At 37.0% G+C, this 17,758-nt stretch carries 13 protein-coding genes; 6 read left to right on the top strand and 7 right to left on the bottom strand.

Annotation, left to right across the window (positions count from 1 at the left end):
• Window positions 1-99 precede the first annotated feature (99 nt).
• Window positions 100-1,311, bottom strand: coding sequence for a tyrosine-type recombinase/integrase (locus SB679_RS22200; RefSeq protein WP_410704477.1), 1,212 nt, complete (start codon window positions 1,309-1,311; stop codon window positions 100-102).
• A gap of 347 nt (window positions 1,312-1,658) precedes the next feature.
• Here SB679_RS22200 and SB679_RS22195 point away from each other — a divergent pair, with 347 nt between their 5' ends.
• Entirely contained in the window at window positions 1,659-3,107 is a 1,449-nt protein-coding gene (locus SB679_RS22195; protein WP_410704476.1) for a WG repeat-containing protein, read from the top strand.
• 76 nt (window positions 3,108-3,183) lie between these two features.
• On the opposite strand, the gene SB679_RS22190 is transcribed toward SB679_RS22195, so the two are convergent.
• The 3 genes from SB679_RS22190 to aceB form a co-directional block, all read right to left on the bottom strand.
• Window positions 3,184-3,576: an acyl-CoA thioesterase gene (locus tag SB679_RS22190; RefSeq protein ID WP_410704475.1), complete on the bottom strand. Its 393-nt coding sequence runs from the start codon at window positions 3,574-3,576 to the stop codon at window positions 3,184-3,186.
• Between the two features lie 171 nt (window positions 3,577-3,747).
• Window positions 3,748-5,028: an isocitrate lyase gene (gene aceA, locus SB679_RS22185; protein ID WP_410704474.1), complete on the bottom strand. Its 1,281-nt coding sequence runs from the start codon at window positions 5,026-5,028 to the stop codon at window positions 3,748-3,750.
• Between the two features lie 93 nt (window positions 5,029-5,121).
• Complete coding sequence (gene aceB / locus SB679_RS22180) at window positions 5,122-6,696, bottom strand: malate synthase A (RefSeq protein WP_410704473.1); 1,575 nt, start codon at window positions 6,694-6,696, stop codon at window positions 5,122-5,124.
• Window positions 6,697-6,823: 127 nt separating this feature from the next.
• Between aceB and SB679_RS22175 the strand changes: the two genes are divergently transcribed.
• The 3 genes from SB679_RS22175 (at window position 6,824) to SB679_RS22165 (ending at window position 9,926) form a co-directional block, all read left to right on the top strand.
• A complete protein-coding gene (locus tag SB679_RS22175; RefSeq protein ID WP_410704472.1) occupies window positions 6,824-8,299 on the top strand; it encodes a helix-turn-helix domain-containing protein in 1,476 nt (491 codons plus the stop codon).
• A 117-nt stretch (window positions 8,300-8,416) separates the two neighbouring features.
• Window positions 8,417-9,070, top strand: a complete 654-nt coding sequence (locus SB679_RS22170; RefSeq protein WP_410704471.1) for a ComF family protein — start codon at window positions 8,417-8,419, stop codon at window positions 9,068-9,070.
• A gap of 166 nt (window positions 9,071-9,236) precedes the next feature.
• Window positions 9,237-9,926, top strand: a complete 690-nt coding sequence (locus SB679_RS22165; protein ID WP_410704470.1) for an alpha/beta fold hydrolase — start codon at window positions 9,237-9,239, stop codon at window positions 9,924-9,926.
• 3 nt (window positions 9,927-9,929) lie between these two features.
• Here SB679_RS22165 and upp read toward each other — a convergent pair whose 3' ends face one another.
• Window positions 9,930-10,580, bottom strand: a complete 651-nt coding sequence (upp, locus tag SB679_RS22160) for a uracil phosphoribosyltransferase (RefSeq protein WP_034709890.1) — start codon at window positions 10,578-10,580, stop codon at window positions 9,930-9,932.
• 151 nt (window positions 10,581-10,731) lie between these two features.
• Here upp and SB679_RS22155 point away from each other — a divergent pair, with 151 nt between their 5' ends.
• Together SB679_RS22155 and SB679_RS22150 are read left to right on the top strand one after the other, a co-directional pair.
• The gene (locus tag SB679_RS22155) at window positions 10,732-14,652 is read left to right on the top strand and encodes a Pls/PosA family non-ribosomal peptide synthetase (protein ID WP_410704469.1); all 3,921 of its coding nucleotides are present in this window, start codon (window positions 10,732-10,734) and stop codon (window positions 14,650-14,652) included.
• A gap of 15 nt (window positions 14,653-14,667) precedes the next feature.
• Window positions 14,668-15,150 (top strand): GNAT family N-acetyltransferase, encoded by a 483-nt coding sequence (locus SB679_RS22150; RefSeq protein ID WP_410704468.1) that lies wholly within the window; start codon window positions 14,668-14,670, stop codon window positions 15,148-15,150.
• A 272-nt stretch (window positions 15,151-15,422) separates the two neighbouring features.
• Here the strand turns inward: SB679_RS22150 and der are convergent, their stop codons facing one another.
• Window positions 15,423-16,733 (bottom strand): ribosome biogenesis GTPase Der, encoded by a 1,311-nt coding sequence (der, locus tag SB679_RS22145; RefSeq protein ID WP_410704467.1) that lies wholly within the window; start codon window positions 16,731-16,733, stop codon window positions 15,423-15,425.
• 305 nt (window positions 16,734-17,038) lie between these two features.
• The gene (locus SB679_RS22140; protein WP_410704466.1) at window positions 17,039-17,392 is read right to left on the bottom strand and encodes a hypothetical protein; all 354 of its coding nucleotides are present in this window, start codon (window positions 17,390-17,392) and stop codon (window positions 17,039-17,041) included.
• Window positions 17,393-17,758: the final 366 nt, after the last annotated feature.

Genomic DNA, 17,758 nt, shown 5'->3' with positions numbered 1-17,758 from the left:
TTGCCGAATTCTGTCCAATTGTCGGGAAACCCCTGAAGCCTTTCATATTCTATTTCTGCAGGCTGTCTAATATTATTGAAATCCAAACAGGCTCTTAAGCTATAATATTTTTTTTTGTTGGTCTTTTATTTCTTTAAATGTTTTTGCAGTATTTAAAGCGTGATCGGATGAAGTTTTACCTATATAGGATAAAAATACGGTTTCCGTTCCATGTCCTGTAATTGCCATAATCTGAGGGGTGGTAAATCTTTTATCCCCGTAAAAGTTGGTTGCAAAGCTTCTCCGGCATATATGACTGCTCACCAGATTGTATTTCTCAGTTTCTTTAATTTCATTTCTTTTTAACTCTTCATTAAAAACCTTGCCTTTGACAATAGTATTAAGTCCAGCCAACTCACATACTTTTTTAGTATAATAATTAAAAAGAGCGGTATTTGCTTTAGTATTTCTACCACTAAATATAGGTGGAAAATCTCCATCATATTTTAGCAACACTTCTTCTACCTCATCATGTAAAGGAATGGTAACGTGTTTTCCCGTTTTCATCTGCATCAGCTCTATAAACCGGAAACTCTCACCCTCTGAATTGGTTTTTGTGAACACTTTCCCTCTATTCATACCCAAAAGATCACTTACGCGCTGCCCCGTATAGCAACCAATAATAAGCCAGTCTTTGGCACTTTGTAAATTATCTCCGATAATAGGAGTATTTTTTATATGCTCAATTTCCTGGAAACTCAGAAATATTTTTATAGCAGGAACATTTTCAATACTGAAGCTATTGATCTGGTGATGTATAGTTTTCCCACTATCTCTAGCATCCAGAAGGACTGTTTTAAGATTTCTTAAAATCCCTTGAGCTGTAGATTCCATTAGTTTATCTTTTTCTATCAACCAATTGTTAAATTCAAGCATTACTTTTTTATCTACTTCTGGGAATACGTATATTTTTTTTTGAAATTTTTGAAAATCTGCAAATTTCTGTCCCATTCCTATATATTGTTGATCAGTAGCTGTTTTTGTCTTAGCAAACTTCCTAAGCTCATTATATTGAATTATGTAATTAACAACAATATTATAGTTTGTTTCAATGTCAACTCTATCAAAAAAAATATTGACTTTATTTTTCAGCCAGTGCGAATCAAATAAAACTCCACCAGATAAATCTTTATTATACTCTTTCAAAACAAAATTCTTTAAATCGTTTAATTGAATTGTCAAGTTTTTATTCTCGGGAGTATTTTGTTTAGGAAGAGAGGTTTTTTCGCTCCAACTAGAATAATTAATAATGAGACCTGTCGAATTTCTCATTTTAAGATTTTTCGAAACTGAGAACTGTATCTGGATGATGCTGTCTCTTGCTCTGGAACGGAGGTAATATTTAATGGTTGCCATCTGTTTTTTCAGCAAATATATTCAATTAACAATGTGTGTCAAAATGTGTGTCAATATTTTTGCATTCAAATACAATATTATAAATTATATTACAATTTAAAAATTTAATAAAATTTAAATAACCAATGTTAATCAATACTATATATGTATTGTATACTAATTATAGATTTTACTTAATTGCATATTTGTAATACGTATCATAATGCAAAGATAAGGCTTAAGTTTGAAATTAATTATTTTAGCTTTGATTTAAAATTACAAAAATGGACCATGATCAAAATGATTCAACGTTTAAAATAGCCCATAACTTTTTAAGGTCTTATCTTGATAAGGATCCTCTTTATTCTGATGAAGAAATTCAGGAGCAGAAAAAGTCAGAACTTGAAAACAGATTTGATTATAAGTTTATCCTGGATCTGGATTTCCGTGAGTATCTTGAAAGTGTATCCTTCGAACATCACAGAAACAATGATTTTACAGCAACTTATCCAGTAACGGTTGAAGACGGCCTGCATTATTTTCATCATAAAGATAAAAAACATCCCTTTTCTGTTCTAGGGGAATACCATAATTCCCTGTATCAGGCAAATTTCAATATTAACGGAGTGGCTAAACCTTTTAATGAGTTTTTTAACAAAAATTATTTTCACCTGATGGGGGTGATGAACTCTAACAATAACAGTATTCTGATTCTCCCATTTTTTAGTGAAATAAGATATTATAAAGATTTCAGTATATTTTGCTGTACCATGCATCCTGATAACCAGGAAGATGTTGAAAATTTCACTAAAAAACTTTTTTATTTTGATACAAAAGGACGTTGTATAAAAGAAGAAAAAGGATACATTCCAAATCATATTCCAACGATTGCTTTTAATGAGCAGAACAATACTTTCACTGAGATCAGTGTGAAATATGCTGAAAAAATTCATTCCCATACTTTATATACAGTCGAAGAAGGACAAACCTTCAGTATGGTTAACCATCAAAATGAATTTTTAATCGATGGATTTTATGAAAAGTTATTTGTTAATGAGCCTTTAGATTTTGTTTTCACGCAGCATGAAAATGATATTTTGCTTCATTCTCTTACCCATAAAACCAAAGTAAAACTTGCGGAAGGACAGCTTGTGGATCAGAAAAATGCTTTGATCCGATTTTTTGATGCTAATAAAAAATGGGGACTTTTAAACAATCAATCCATTGAAACAAAACCTGAGTATGATTATTTGGACTGGACGTATGATGTCACAAAATTAAAAGCGTTTACAGGCGATTTCTCATGGATCCATTCTGACGAGTTTTATGACCATGTCAGCCCTAAAATCACTGGTTTGAATGAGGATTATTATACCAGCTACGGTAAAAAATTAGGGAAAGGCCAATGGGGAATTGTTAATTTAAAATCAGAAGTCATCATTCCATTTGAATATGAATGGATAGAGGAACTGACCCCCAATTTATATCTTGCCAACAAAAATGGAGAAGTCTACAGATTTGACCTGGATCACGAATACAGTCAATGGAAAAAACCGGAAGTATATCATGATGAGCATGTAGTAATGGGTGGAGAATGGTATATCCTGGACTTGCAGGGAAATATCATCCAAAAGCTTACCCTACAGGAACTAAATGAATTATACTCTTCTGAGTACATTGAAAATGGAGAAGATTTTATAGAAAAAAGAGGTGCCACAGCTTACAAATTCTGATTGTAAGAATAAGAAAATTGAGGTATTGAAATCTCCGATCTGTACATCTTCCCCGTAACAGGAGATGTACAGGTATCTATTCTTCAAAGATATTGCCCAGCCAATCTTCACCCGGCCGCTTCACTTTTTTTGTTTCGAGATCCACTAAAACCCAAAGTGTATCAGAATCTACAACAAGCTGGTCATTACAATAAAATTCAACTTTTCTGGGCTGTTTAATTCCCTCAGGAGCTTTCGGATAGGTTTTTACGGTAATAATATCATGTAAATACACTTGTCTTTTATATTGAATGTGATGGTCTACGAGCATCCATCCATCTTTTGCATATTCTGTTTTATCTTTTACAGATTCCCAATGTTCGGCAGCGATTTCTTCCACCCAATGTACATACTGCACATTATTGACATGGTTAAGTTGATCAATATGTTCTTCGGTTACCTGTATTTGTTTCTGATAGATTAAACTCATTATTGTACGGCTTCATTATTAATCAAATATATAAATTTTTATTTTTCTCAAACGATTAAACCCTATCTCTATTGATGAAAAATATTGTGTAGCTGGAAATATTTCAAATAAAAAACCTTCCCCATACAGAGAAGGTTTACCTAAAAATTGTATTAAATATAGGAAAATGATTTAATGAAACTGGGCTGTTTCTGTAGAATCTTTCATGGCTACGGTTGTTGCAGAACCACTGGTCACCACATTTTGAACTTCATCAAAATATCCGGTTCCCACAAAAGACTGATGTTTTACTGCTCTGAAACCTTTCTGCTGCAAAGCAAATTCGCGTTCCTGTAATTCAGAATAACCAGCCATACCTCTTTCTTTATAAGCTAACGCCAGTTCAAACATTGCGGTATTAAGTGCATGGAAACCTGCCAGCGTAATAAACTGGAATTTATATCCCATTTTTGCAATTTCTTCCCTAAAATTCAACATTTCATCTACTGAAAGTCTTGCTGCCCAGTTGAAAGATGGAGAACAATTATAAGCCAACATCTTGCCCGGAAATTTTGAATGGATTCCTTCTGCAAATTTTCTTGCCAGCTCCAGATCAGGATTTGAAGTTTCCATCCAGATCAAATCGGCATATGGCGCATAGGACAACCCACGGTCAATCCCTTGCTCTACTCCGTTTTTCACGATATAAAAACCTTCAGAAGTTCTTTCTCCTGTTACAAATTTCCTATCACGTTCATCGATATCCGAGGTCAGAAGATCCGCAGCATCCGCATCCGTTCTGGCAATAATGACACTTGGAACTCCCGTTACATCTGATGCAAGGCGCGCTGCAATAAGTTTATTGACTGCTTCCTGAGTAGGCACCAGTACTTTTCCTCCTAAATGCCCGCATTTTTTAGCAGAAGAAAGCTGATCCTCAAAATGCACGGCGGCAGCTCCGGCTTCAATCATTTGTTTCATCAGTTCAAAAGCATTCAGGTTTCCTCCAAATCCGGCTTCTGCATCAGCAATGATCGGAACTAAATATTCTCTGTCACCGGTCCCGTTTACAGATTGGATCTGATCTGCTCTCAACAAGGCATTATTGATCTTTTTCACCACTGAAGGGACAGAATTAGCGGGATATAAAGACTGATCTGGATACATTTCACCTGACAAATTCGCATCTGCAGCCACCTGCCATCCTGAAAGATAAATAGCTTCCAGGCCGGCATCTACTTCCTGAACTGCCTGATTTCCGGTTAAAGCACCCAGTCCTGCAACATAATCCTGTGTATTTAATTTTTCCCAGAATTTCTTCGACATTTCTGTAGCAATGGTGTAATCGATCTGGTAAGTACCTCGAAGTTTTACTACATCTTCTGCCGTATATGGTCTCTTTACTCCGCTCCAGCGGGGATTGGTAAGCCAGTCTTGTTCTATAGCCTGGATTTGTTCTTGTCTTGTTTTCATATTTTTGGTTGTTGGTTAATGGTTGACGGTTATTCGTGTTTGGTTACTAGTTTTTAGTGTTTAGATTCTTGAATTTCGTTTCTTGATTTTATTTTAAATAAACGGATATGCCTTTAAGGTCAGGAATTCTTCAAATTTTTCAGAGAAGATCAATTCATTGAACAGCTCTTTGGCGAGATTGAATTTCCCTTTTTTAAATCTTTCTTCTCCAACATATTTTTCGATATGGTCCAATTCTTCTAGTTCCCACTGCAGCACCATAGCCCGGGTCAATTTGCGGTCATCACTTAGTAATGTTTCATTTTGCAGCCACTGCCAGATCTGCGTTCTGGAAATCTCTGCGGTGGCGGCATCTTCCATCAGATTGTAGATGGCAGCAGCACCCGTTCCCGTCAGCCAGCTTTCAAGGTACAGGATACCGACATTGATATTTTTCCGTACGCCTTTTTCAGTCACTTCTCCTTTGGGGATTTCAAGCAGATCAGCAGCTTTAATCTGATAGTCAAATTTTTTATCGATCTGATTTTGAGAAGGCATATATTGATCAAAAATATCTTTCGCTACAGAAACCAATACCGGATGAGCTACCCAGGTGCCATCATGGCCGTTTTTCACTTCCCGTTTCTTATCATTACGTACTTTTTCAAAAGCAATGCTGTTAGCTTCATAATTATCCTTTACCGGAATCTGGGCAGCCATTCCACCGATCGCATGCACATTTCTTTTGTGACAGATCTCAATCACCCTTTTTGAATACGCCTCCATAAAAGGAGATGCCATCGTTACCTGATCCCTGTCCGGAAGGACAAATTGAGGAAGATTCCTGAATTTTTTAATGAAAGAAAAAATATAATCCCATCTTCCGCAGTTTAAACCAGAGCTATGCTCTTTCAGCTCATATAAAATTTCATCGATCTGGAATGAAGCGGTAATCGTTTCAATCAGAACCGTTGCTTTAATCGTTCCTTGCGGAATTCCTAGATAATTCTGGGCGAAAACAAATACCTCATTCCACCATCGGGCTTCTTTATACTGCTCTAATTTTGGCAGATAAAAATAGGTTGCACTCCCATTTTCACGGAGCTTTTCTATATTTCTGAAAAAATAAATTCCGAAATCTACCAGTGAAGCAGAAACCTCTTCTCCGTTGATCTCCAGATGTTTTTCCTGAAGATGCAGTCCTCTCGGGCGAACCAGCAATACTGCAGTTTTGTCATTCAGCTGATAAGATTTCCCCTGTTCATTTTCAAAATCAATATTCCGGTTAATGGCATCAGAAAGATTGATCTGTCCCTGGGTGCAGTTATTCCAAGTTGGAGAATTGCTGTCTTCAAAGTCTGCCATGAAAGTGGAAGTTCCTGCGTTCAGGGCATTGATAATCATTTTCCGGTCTACAGGTCCCGTAATTTCAACCCTGCGATCCCATAAATCTTCCGGAAGCGGCGCACAGGTCCAATTTCCCGTTCGTATTTCTTCTGTTTCTTTTAAAAATCCTGGAAGATGTCCCTTGTCAAATTCCAACTGTACTTTTTTTCTTTCCTCTAAAAGATCCAATCTTTTGGAATTAAAATTCTGGTGAAGTTCCACAAGAAAATCCATTACATCTGAAGTGAAAACTTCTTCATACTGTTTATCAGACTTTATTTTTAATTGAGTTCTGGTTTCCATAACCTATTGATTTTGTGATTTGATATTACAAACTTAAATAAAAATATTCAATAAATAGCGAACGTTCGCTAAATATTTTAAAAAATTATTATGCGTAAAATCGCTTTCAATTATTTATATTTGAATTATGAATTCGGAAAGTGACTTTATCAAAACGGTTTTTGGGCTAAAACTCAAACAGCAGAGGCAAAAGAAAAACTGGTCTCTACAGGATCTTGCGGTAAAGACAGGATTGTCAAAATCTTATCTTAACGAAATTGAAAACGGAAAAAAATATCCAAAACACGACAAGATCATTCAGCTTTCAGATTCGCTGGGCTGTACTTTTGATGATCTTGTTTCCACCAAGCTTGATAAAAGTCTGGCTCCTTTTAATGAAATCCTGCAATCGGATTTTTTTAAAGAAATTCCCCTGGACCTTTTCGGAATTAATAAAAACAATCTGATCAGCATCATCAGCGACGCGCCTAAGAAAGTTACTGCATTCATTAATGCACTGATAGAGATCTCCCAGAATTATAATTTGGGAAAAGAGCGTTTTTATTTTGCAGTCCTCAGATCTTTTCAGGAACTGTACGACAATTATTTTCCTGATATTGAAGAGAAAGCCATTCAGTTTGCCCGGGAAAATCAGCTGGAACCCGGACATGATTTAAAAACCGAAAAACTGGAAAATATTCTTATTGAAAAGTTTAATTATACCATCCGCTCGGAAAATTTCGAACCATTCGGGACGCTGGAACATCTCCGTTCTTTATTTATTCCGGAGAAAAAATTACTTCTTCTCAATGACAGATTAGAAAAAGACCAAAAGATTTTTATCATCACCAAAGAGATTGCTTTTAATGTTTTAGAGCTGAAAGCCCGGCCAAACACCTATTCATGGCTGGATTTCGGAAGTTTTGAAGAAATTCTGAATAATTTTTACGCCTCTTATTTTGCGGGTGCTTTACTTATTTCAAAAGAACAAATCATTGCCAAAACTGCTGAATTCTTCCTTCAAAATACCTGGGAACCGAAAAATTTTGAAAACCTCATCGAAGAATTCACCCAATCTCCGGAGACTTTTTATTATCGGTTAACGAATCTCCTCTCGTCGGAAATGGGAATTAAGGATTTATTTTATTTATGTCTGGTCAAAAAGAAAAATTCAGATAAAATTCAGATTTTAAAAGAGCTGCATCTGAACCATCAACAGGCTCCTCACGCGAATGCCACCAATGAACATTACTGTCGCCGTTGGATTGCCGTAAAAAATCTTCAGCATTTAAAGGAAAATGAAATTTTAACCGGTGCCCAGATCTCTCATTACAAAGATCAGGGCGTGAGCTACCTGGTGATTTCCACTTCACAGAAAAATCCGTTTTCAGACGGAAGTAACAGAAGTTACTGTCTGGGAATTTTACTGAACTCACAGACGATTAAAAAAATAAATTTCATAAAATCTCCTTCTCTGCAAACGATTAACGTCGGTGTCACCTGCGAATCCTGCAGCATTGCAGATTGCGAAGTAAGACAAGCCCCGCCTATCCGTCTGGAAAAGGAACATTTCAATCTGAGCATGAAGAATGCTATTGAAAAAATCAGGAAAGAGTTTGAATAATTTTCAATTGACAGTAAGAAGTAAAATTATTTAAATTTTCTTATCGTTCTGTAATTCAACACCTATCCTATGTAATTTTATCATTAATAAATCTTATATTAGTGATAAAAACACCCAATGATATTAGATTTATTTTTTCCGGATCGCTGCATTCACTGCAACAGAATCATTGATGCCCATCTTTTAGTATGCAATCTCTGTTTCGATCAGATTCATTTTACACACTTTTCTTATGATAGCAATAATCCGGTTAGGGAGAAATGCAGACTACTGTTTCCTGTTGAGAACGCCTATGCTTTGATGCAGTTTGAAAAAGAAAATCTAAGCAGAAAAATTATTCACGAACTGAAATACCGAAGCCGGGAAATAGCCGGAAAAGTTCTTGCAGAATGGGTTGCGGAACGACTGGACTTTGAGGGCGAAAAACCGGATTTACTAGCCACTGTTCCTCTGCATCCCAAGAAGCAGAAGGAAAGAGGATACAATCAACTGCATGTATTCACGGAAATCCTGTCAGCTTTTTACAATATCCCTTTTGATCATCACCTGATCAGCCGAAATCATTATTCGAAAGCCCAGGCATTGAAAGACAAACAACACCGCCTGGAAACCGGAAATGCATTTTCTCTCACAAAAAATATTACCGGAAAGCATATTCTTTTAATCGACGATGTTTTTACAACCGGAAATACTGTAGCAACTATTGCGTGGGAAATTTTAAACGCGGGAGACAATAAGGTAAGTGTTTTGGTGATGGCATCTGATGAGTGAGGGGGTTGGGTTTGGTTGTTAGTTTATGGTTAATGGTTGTTAGTTTTTTGGTGTTTAGTGTTTGGTTTTGGACTTGCTCTTGATTTGACTCTTAATTCTCCTTACATACCGGATTTATTATCACGTTTTCAATTCTTTTTCTTAATTTTCGGGGCAACTTTTATCCATGAAAAATCTAATTTTATTGCACGGAGCCTTAGGGCATAGTGATACCTTTTTGCCTTATTTAGAGGAATTGTCTAAATACTTCTATCTTCACACTCCTCTATTTTCAGGCCATGGAAATACAGAATTACCGGAAAATGGAATTACTATTGAACAATACACCACCGAACTCGCAGTTTATTGTGAGAAAAATGGGTTACAGGATGTTTATATTTTCGGACACAGTATGGGCGGTTATGCGGCACTTTATTACGCTTTACAACATCCGGGAAATGTCAATTCGGTAGTGACATTGGGAACAAAATTCAACTGGACTGAGGAACAGGCTTTACAGGAAAGCAAGATGCTTAATCCGGATACCATCCTCTCGAAAGTTCCACGGTATGCTTCGCTTCTGGAATTGCAGCACGGACCAAAATGGAAACAGCTACTCGCTGCTATTGCGGAAATGATGATTTCTTTAGGAAAAAATCCACCGTTAACAACAAATCGCCTGACAGAAATTACTATTCCCGTCCGGATCATGGTTGGAGATCAGGATCAGATGGTAAGCATTGAGGAAAGTATGAACGTTTATAAAAGTATTCCAAACGCAAATCTGGCCGTACTTCCGGATACAAAGCATCCTATGGAAAAGGTACGGCCAAAACTGTTACTGGATATCATGAAAGATTTCTGGAATCTGTCTTAATATTTATCGCTGAAGCTTTTCACCATAGCTTAAGTCTCCTGCATCCCCCAAACCTGGCGTGATATATCCTTTGGTAGTTAGCTGCTCATCAATAGCGCCCACCCATATTCTTGCATCGGGATACGCATTCTGAATGGTTTCAACTCCCTGCCTGGAAGCAATAGCTGCCACAATATGCAGCTGGGTTGGTTTTCCATTGGTTAGCAAATCTTTGATGGCTTCAATCAGGGAAGCACCGGTTGCCAGCATAGGATCTGCAACGATTAAAGGTCTTCCTTCGATATTCGGACACGTTAAATAATCCTGTTTGATAGAAAAGTAATCATTGGCATCATGCTTTCGGTAGGCTGCTACAAAACCGCAGTCTGCTCTGTCTAAATAATTTAAAATCCCCTGAAATAAAGGAACTCCAGCCCGTAAAATGGTTGTAATAACAGGCTGTACTGCTATTTCTTTTACTTTTATGGTATCTAAAGGAGTCTGAATTTCAACTTCTCTTTGTTCTAATTCTTTACTGATTTCAAAGGCGGCAATTTCTCCGATACGTTCCATATTTCTACGGAATCTCATGCGATCATGCTGAATTTCTACATTACGAAGTTCGTTAATCCACTCATTAACAAGAGAAAAGTGTTGCGATAAAATAGTAAGCATGAATTTTTAAGATTTTAATTACAGTTAGTCGATCTAAATCTCTGCAAAATTACAACTAAAAAACGAATTTGAATATTGGGAGTCGAGAGAAATAGGTATATTTATAAAAGTTTCCCAACCCTACTAATGACCACATAAAAATAGATATTCGATGATGAAAAGCTTGATTTTAGGAAAAATTTCTCCTGAATTGATAAGAGATGAAACCCTTCCGGAATTATTGGCTCCTACTTTTGAAAAGTACCGTAATAAAACCGCTTTTATATTTAAAGATAAAAAACTAACTTATGGAGAATTAGACAGTTGGAGTAATGCCATCGCTCTACAGCTTCAGCAGGCAGGTGTACAACCGGGTGACTGTGTAGGCGTCTGGTATCCAAGGAGTCTGGAGCTTCCTGTTGCTATACTAGGAATCATCAAAGCAGGGGCTTCCTATATTCCTCTTGATAGGGAAATGCCTGAAGACAGAATAAAAAAAGTGTTCAGTGACATTCAGGTTAAGACCTATTTTTCGGATACCGACGCAGGTATTCATTGTCAGCCTTTGTCCATCGCTCCACAGCCTGAGCATCATATTCCTTCTTTGCCTACATACCATTATCCTGATCATTGGGCCTATGTACTATTCACTTCCGGAAGTACAGGAAATCCTAAGGGAATCCCGATTTCCCACCGAAATATATGCCACCTGATCCGTTCTGAAGAAGATTTTATTGAAATAAAAGATACCGATGTCGTTTATCAGGGCTTTTCTGTGTCTTTTGACATGTGGTGTGAAGAGGTATGGATCAGCCTTTTTGCCGGAGCAACGATTTGGATCGCTGATGCTCTCACTGTAAAGGCTATTGATGAACTGAGTGATGTTTTAATTCAAAATAAAATTACTGTACTGCATGCAGTTCCCAGTATTTTAGCCATTATTGATGAAGTACCCGGTATAAGGCTCATCAATACCGGTGGCGAAGCTTGTACAAAACAAGTGCAGGAAAAATGGGCAAAACCGTACAGGATATTTATTAACAGCTACGGTCCCACCGAAACCACTGTTTCTTCCAATATGGCAATACTAAACAGTCAGGAAGAACTTACCATTGGAAATCCGCTTCCGAATTACCACATCGCTATTGTTGACGAAAATATGGCTATTGTACCGAGAGGAGAACGTGGTGAAATGATCATCTCAGGACCCGGAGTAAGCAAGGGCTATTTTAATCTTCCGGAACTTACCGAACAAAAATTTCTGACTAATCCTTTCCCTGAACTTCCGGGTGACACCATTTACAAAACCGGTGATGCCGTGTTGATACGTGAAGACGGATTTATTGAATTCCAGGGCAGAATAGATGACCAGATCAAACTTCGTGGCTATAGGATTGAACTGGGCGAGATAGAAACCCGCCTGAATCAACTTCCCGGCATTTCTTCAGCAGCTGTGGCTGTTAAAGAGGATTCCAATGAGCAGGGACAGCTTGTAGGATATGTAGTCATGAACAATGCTTCCTGGTTTGATGAAAATGAAATGCGGAAAGAACTGGCCAAGTTTCTGGCACCGTACATGGTTCCTATTTCGATCATCAAAATGAAAGAAATGCCGAGGATGCCGAGCGGAAAAATCGACAGAAAAAGATTACCCGTTCCCGAAAGTTTTAGTCAGCATGAAAAGAATGAGGACATTAAAATAGATACTGAAGGTTCTATAGAAGAAAAACTTATTCAGACGCTTCAATGGGTATTTCCTGGAAAAGATATTAACCTCAGTCATGATTTTTTCACTGATCTGGGCGGACATTCTTTGCTGGCTGCTACCCTTGTTTCTCATTTAAGGCAAAAAGCGGGAATTCCTTATGCTTCTTTAAAAGATATTTATGAAAACCGGCCGCTTGCGGCCTATGCTGAATGTCTTAAAATCAAACATACTGAGGAACCTACCGTTCAGGAACCTTTTCAACGGGTTTCCACCTTTCAGTATTATGCCTGTAATGCAGCACAGTCCGCTTGTCTGATGGCTATATTTGCTTTATTCAGCATTCAGATATTTTTTCCTTATTTAAGTTATTATTATTTTCAGATTAATGGGTACGGAACAATGTATGCCCTTCTGAGTGCAGTTCTTCTGTATACTTTAATTCCGCCGGTGTATTCCATTATTATTCTTTTAACGAAATGGCTTGTTGTCGGAAAAATTAAAGAAGGTGATTATCCGCTTTGGGGCTGGTATTATTTCAGATGGTGGCTGTGGAAAACGGTTAAAAGACTGATGCCTTCTGAATTTATTATAGAAACTCCTTTATATCCGAAATATCTGAGATTATTAGGCGTAAAAGTTCATCCCAGTGCACAGCTCAGTCTTTTGCCTATTGCAGCTGAAGATTTGGTAACGATTGATGAAAATGTGACGACAAGCTCCGGATGCAGTATTGATAATGCTTCCGTTGAGAACGGTATTTTAAAAATAAGAAAAGTACATATCAAAGCGCACTCCTATCTTGGATCTTCAGCAATTGTCTGTGGAGGTACTACCATTGAAAAATTTGGTGAGCTTCAGGACCTCAGCTGCCTGAATGAAGGAAAAACCATTGGGTTTGGGGAAGTGTGGGACGGCAGCCCTGCTGAGAAAATACGGGTAAAAAGTGTCGAAGAAGTAGAAACTCCGGTATTATCTTCCACCCGAAAAAGGAACCGATATTCTCTTTTATACGCCTGTTCTTTATTTTTCTTTCCCCTTCTTATTGTTCTGCCTTTAGCACCTACGCTGTATACGCTGTATTACCTGGACGACCGTTCTGCTGATTACAGTTTTTATTATTTATGGCAAGCTCCGATCCTTTCAACGGTTTATATATTACTGTTCATTGGTGTAGTCAGCCTTGTTACAAGACTTTTGCAGTACAATATGAAACCCGGTATTTATCCTGTTTACAGTTTTATGTATTACAGAAAATGGGTAAAAGATCAGATTTTTAATTTATCACTTACCATTGTTCATCCTCTGTTTGCATCTGTCTATATCAGTAAATTTTACAGAATGATGGGGGCCAAGGTGGGTAAAAATTCGGAAATATCGACAGCGAGTGATGTCTCCCATAATCTCTTGGAAATTGGGGAAGGTTCATTTATTGCCGATGCGGTAATTCTTGGGGAACATGATGTACGAAATGAAAAATTAATTTTAGCAAAAACAAAAATAGGAAACAACAGTTTTGTAGGAAACAGCGGGCTGATTCCGCAGGGATATGAACTGAATGATAACATGCTGATCGGTGTCCTAAGTAAAGCTCCAACTGAAGAACAGCTTAAAAACTCGTCTGAAAAAGATTGGTTCGGATCCCCTCCTATCGGGCTTCCTTCAAGACAAAAATCAGAGTCTTTTAAAGACAGTCTTACGTATAATCCCCCTTTCCGTCTTCAGCTCGCAAGAGCTTTGGTTGAGGGCATCAGAATTATCCTTCCGCAGACCATCATTATTATCTGCAGTGTTTTATTCATTGCTTATACAAGTAATTATCTGGAAGGGAAAATCCATTATCTGTTTATATTCGCTCCGTTTTACTATTTGGGAATCGTTGCTCTTCCTTCATTTTTCTTTACCGTTCTCCTAAAATGGATATTGGTAGGTAAGTATAAAAAGACGGAAATGCCGATGTACAGTTTGAAGGTGTGGATGAGTGAAGGAATCACTACCATTTATGAAGCACTTCCTGTGATCTTCTTCCTGGATTTCCTTCGCGGTACAATGTGGCTGCCATTTTTTATGAGATTTCTGGGGGTAAAAATCGGCAAAAGAGTATGGCTTAACACCACTGATATTACAGAATATGACATGGTAACCATAGGTGATGAAGCCATGCTGAATGAAGATTGCGGTCCGCAAACCCATCTTTTTGAAGACCGGATTATGAAAGTAGGAAGCGTAAAAATAGGCAGTCAGACGACCATACATTCACGGACTATTATTTTATATGATACCGAAATCGGTAATAATGTGAATATTGATGCGCTTTCTCTTGTGATGAAAGGAGAATCTCTTTCTGATGACACTTCATGGCACGGAAGCCCGTTAAGAGGAAAATAATTTAATCAAACACTTATGGATTACAGTATAAAAAAAATTAAAATTGCCGAGCATCTTCCCATTGTAGACGAACTGGTGGGTGAGCTTCATGTTTCGGAAAAAGAAATGAATGATAAAACTGCAGATTGGAGCCACATCCGGGATCATTATCTGCGTTTTATGATGGATTGTGAAGAAGAAAACGACGGTACTTTTCTTATTGCATCCATTGACGACCAACCCATCGGTTTTCTATTCGGGTATATTGACGAAAAAGACGACAGTAATTTTGAGCTTGGAGACGCCGATGATCTGTACGTCTCTGAAGGTTATGTAAAAAAAGAATACAGGAAACAGGGAATTTACTCTGCGTTGAATAAAGCTTTCGAGGAAACCTATTCAACTTATAACATCCGAAAAATCTACCGTTTCACATTATGCAATAATGATACAATGCAGCGTTGGCTGGCTACACAAGGCTATCAGCCGGTAAGATTACTGTATGAAAAATGGCTTTAAAAATAAAGGTAAGGATATACAATTTTACACCAGACGATATGATCTACTTATTTCTGCTGTCATTCAGAATGTAACGAAGTGAAATGAAGAATCTAATCTATTAAACAAATTCCTCCTTCGGTCGGAATGACAATAGGGGTAAAATGGTATATATCCACGAAAATTAAATCCTAAGGAAGAAATATTCTTCACTAGATTCAAAAAACAGGGTAAGAAAATACATCCTTACCCTGTTTATATGATCTTTTCCAATCTAATTTGGAAGCAGTTTTTTATTTTTGTCTGAAATAGACTTCAATTGGAATTCCGGTAAACCCGAATTGTTTTCTCAACTGATTTTCAGTAAATCTTTTGTACGGTTCTTTCACGTATTGTGGAAGGTTACAGAAGAATACAAACTGAGGCGACGGCGTAGGAAGCTGAACGCAATATTTAATTTTAATATATTTCCCTTTATTAGCCGGTGGCGGCGTCTGTTCAAAGATAGGAAGCATCACTTCATTTAATTTTGAAGTTTTGATCTTTTTCTTACGGTCTTCATACACCTGCATGGCCACTTCTACCGCTTTTAAGATTCTCTGTTTCGTTAATGCTGAGATAAATAAAACAGGAATATCACTGAACTGACCGATTCTGTCTTTGATCACTTTTTCGAAGTCACGCATCGTATTAGTCTGCTTATCTTCAACCAAGTCCCATTTGTTAACAACGATTACAATTCCTTTTCTGTTTTTCTGAGCCAGTCCGAAAATATTCATATCCTGAGATTCCCAACCCAGTGTAGCATCTACCATGATGATCACGACGTCAGAATATTCAATAGAACGGATTGATCTCATTACAGAGTAAAATTCCAGATCCTCAGAAACTTTAGCTTTACGACGCATTCCAGCGGTATCTACCAATACGAACTCGTGTCCGAATTTATTGTAAAGCGTCTGGATACTGTCTCTGGTTGTTCCTGCAATATCTGTTACGATATTTCTTTCAACATCCAGCAAAGCATTCGTCAGTGTAGATTTCCCTACGTTAGGACGTCCTGCAATGGTAATTTTTGGCAATCCTTCAAATGGATCTTTATAATCTGTAGTTGGAAAATCTCTAACAACATCATCTAAAATCTCTCCTGTTCCGGAACCTGTAGCGGAAGAAAGTGTGTAGTATTTTTCAATTCCTAACTGGTAGAATTCTGTTGCAGGAAGTTCTTCCTTAGCAGAATCTACTTTATTGATCACGACATAAACAGGTTTGTTTGATCTTCTTAAAAGTTCATAGATTTCGTAATCTGTATCGGTAAGGCCATCTTCCACATTCATCATAAAAATGATAGAAGTAGCTTCATCTACAGCCAGCTGTACTTGCTTACGGATCTCTTCTTCAAAGATATCTTCTGTTCCTACATCATAACCACCGGTATCAATTACGGTAAAATCTACTCCATTCCAGTCCGACTTTCCATAATGGCGGTCTCTGGTAACACCTGCCGTAGAATCTACGATGGCCTCTCTTCGCTCTAGTAAACGGTTAAAAAGTGTGGATTTTCCTACGTTGGGACGCCCAACGATTGCGACAATATTCGACATAAAAATGTTTAATAATCCCTCGACTAAGCTCAGGACAAGTTATTAATGGGTTTCTCCAACTTTTGGAGCCCAATTTTTTGCAAAGATATGATTTTATTATTTAGTGAAACTTCAAGAAAGATAAAGATGTACGGCAGTGTGGGAGTAATATGATTTTGGATATATGTATTGATGTGTTTTTAACGATTTATAAATTTCTATACTAAAACATTTTTTTCGTGGGAACAAACCGGTATTTGTTCAAATGCGCCTTGTTGATGTGACTATCTTGTCCGTATCCTGCTGGCTGATCAACTCCAAGATTATTAAAATTCTCTAAAATTATATCTATACTCTTTTCCTGTTTTCTTCTTTACAATGAGTATTTTTTGGAAAGGCTTTTTAATGATATAATCTCCTTTTTCAGCTACCCCTTCAAAAATAGTATACTCATTTAATGAGTCGGTAATCGGATGCAAGACAAATTCTTTATCTGCAAAAATTATTTTTATTCCTTTTGCATAATAATCAATGCCTATAAGCTCATCATCTAAATTACTCGCATTAAATTGTTTAAAATTATTCTTAGCTCTTTCCTGCAAATCGTTTCCTGTATAGAAATAACAGCCTATCACTATAATCAAAGATGCTATGAACGGAATATGTTTTCTTTTTATCATTTAATTTGCTAAAAATCTATATTATATGGTATTCAAAATCTTTAACCTACTTCTTAATGCTAATAGACTTTTGTGCATCCACATAAAGCCTGATTTCAAAGGGGCATTCAATTTGCCTGGTTCTACTATTTCTTCCAAAAACTTAGTCATATCTTTTATAAAATTCATAGCTGTCATTTCTCATTCTATAAACACTAAATTTATGTGTATGGGACTTTTTGGATATAGAGTCGCCTATTTTCAATGTATCACCTTTGGTGTTTGCAGTTGTTATACGATATTCAGGAGTATAGTAAAATCGCAGTGATTTATCATAATAATTTTCTATTTTTATAACCCTGGAGTGAATTTCATTTTGGTAAAAAT

The organism is Chryseobacterium sp. SIMBA_029 (assembly GCF_046535275.1).
GTDB lineage: Bacteria > Bacteroidota > Bacteroidia > Flavobacteriales > Weeksellaceae > Chryseobacterium.
Note: the sequence above shows the minus strand (reverse complement) of the source record. Positions and strands in the feature narration are given on the sequence as shown.